This window comes from Mesorhizobium sp. M7A.F.Ca.CA.002.04.1.1, from assembly GCF_004022805.1.
Taxonomy (GTDB): domain Bacteria; phylum Pseudomonadota; class Alphaproteobacteria; order Rhizobiales; family Rhizobiaceae; genus Mesorhizobium; species Mesorhizobium ciceri.
Genome location: NZ_RZPL01000996.1, coordinates 1 through 1,559 on the forward strand (window position 1 = coordinate 1; position 1,559 = coordinate 1,559).

At 63.6% G+C, this 1,559-nt stretch carries 3 protein-coding genes; 2 read left to right on the top strand and 1 reads right to left on the bottom strand.

The features are described 5' to 3' along the window. Positions 1-155: SsrA-binding protein (locus ENZ75_RS31385; protein ID WP_206617146.1), on the top strand; the 155-nt coding region annotated here is incomplete at its 5' end. A gap of 15 nt (positions 156-170) precedes the next feature. Then, entirely contained in the window at positions 171-881 is a 711-nt protein-coding gene (locus ENZ75_RS31390; RefSeq protein ID WP_013532593.1) for a GH25 family lysozyme, read from the top strand. 17 nt (positions 882-898) lie between these two features. On the opposite strand, the gene ENZ75_RS31395 is transcribed toward ENZ75_RS31390, so the two are convergent. Then, positions 899-1,555 carry a uracil-DNA glycosylase gene (locus ENZ75_RS31395; protein ID WP_013532592.1) on the bottom strand — a complete coding sequence of 219 codons (657 nt, stop codon included), beginning with the start codon at positions 1,553-1,555 and terminating at the stop codon, positions 899-901. Between the last annotated feature and the right edge of the window lie 4 nt (positions 1,556-1,559).

Genomic DNA, 1,559 nt, shown 5'->3' on the forward strand with positions numbered 1-1,559 from the left:
CGCTTGTGCCGCTGAAAATCTATTTCAACGACCAGGGCCGCGCCAAGCTGCTGCTCGCTGTCGGCCGCGGCAAGAAACTGCACGACAAGCGCGAGAGCGAGAAGCAGCGCGATTGGTCGCGCGAGAAGGGCCGGCTGTTAAAAGAGCGTGGGTAGGCTGGGGCCATTCGCTTGAAGAACCGAATTGTTCTCTTTGGTCTGGCCAGTCTGGTCTTGGTATGTTTCGTCGCAGCAGGCGGCTACATCTATTTCAAGGCATTCTCGCCGGACCGCGACAAATATCCGCTCAGGGGCATCGACGTTTCCCATCATCAGGGCCGGATCGACTGGCCGCGTGTCGCCGCCGACGATGTCGCCTTCGCAGTCATCAAGGCGACCGAAGGCGGCGATCATGTCGACGATGCCTTCGCGAAGAATCTGGAAGAGGCCCGCGCCGCCGGTCTCGCCGTCGGCGCCTATCACTTTTTCACCTTTTGCCGACCTGGCGCCGACCAGGCGAAGAATTTCATCTCGGTTGTGCCGCACGACCAGCCGCTGCTGCCGCCGGTCGTCGACATCGAATTCGGCGGCAACTGCCCGCAGCGGCCGACGCCCGAACAATTGAACGCCGAACTGGCCGCGTTCCTCGCTCCAGTCGAGGCGACGTTCGGCAAGCCTGCGATCGTCTATCTGACCGATGAGGCAGCGCAGACCTATGCAGGGCGCATTGCTGCCCGTCCGCTCTGGCTCCGCTCGTTGCTCCTGGAGCCGGACCGCGACGACTGGGTCTACTGGCAGTACCACAACAGGGGTCGCGTCGACGGCATCAATGGCGATGTCGATATGAATGTGCTGAAGGGTGGGCCGGCGGTGCTGGCTGCACTGTTTGCGCCATCAAGCTGATCCGCTGGCGCCCGACTCTATTTCTGCAGGAACGCCGCTATCTGGCTGAAAACGCTAACGAACATCGCTTCGGTCAGCACACCGGTGTTGGTGTTGTAGCGCGAGCAATGATAGCTCGAAAACAGCGTGATGCTGCCGGCCGGCAGCTGCCCGCCATGCTTGAACGGATAGGCGGCGACACGCCCGCCCAATGCCCGCACCGTCGACTGGTGCGCGATCGATCCCAGTGCCAGCACGGCGCGCAGGTTCGGGAACCTGGCGATCGTCGGCACCAGGAATGTCCGGCAGGTGGCAATCTCAGCGCCCACCGGCTTGTTCTCCGGCGGCACGCAGCGCACCGCGTTGGTGATCGCGGTGCCGACCAGCTCCAATCCGTCATCTGGCCGCGCCTTGAACTCTCCGCGCGCAAAACCGTGCGAAATCATCGTCGAGTAGAGCATGTCGCCGGCATAGTCGCCGGTGAACGGGCGGCCCGTTCGATTGGCACCGCGCAGGCCAGGCGCCAGCCCGACGATCAGCAACTGAACCGCCGCGTCACCCTCGGGTGGTAAAAAAGTCGGCACCGGCGCATTGAACCAGGACGGCTCGCGCTGCCGCCACTCGGCGATGAAGTCATGCAGCCTTGGGCAGAGCGGGCAATCGCGGCCGGGTTCGGAGGCGGAAAGCACGGTCAAGGCG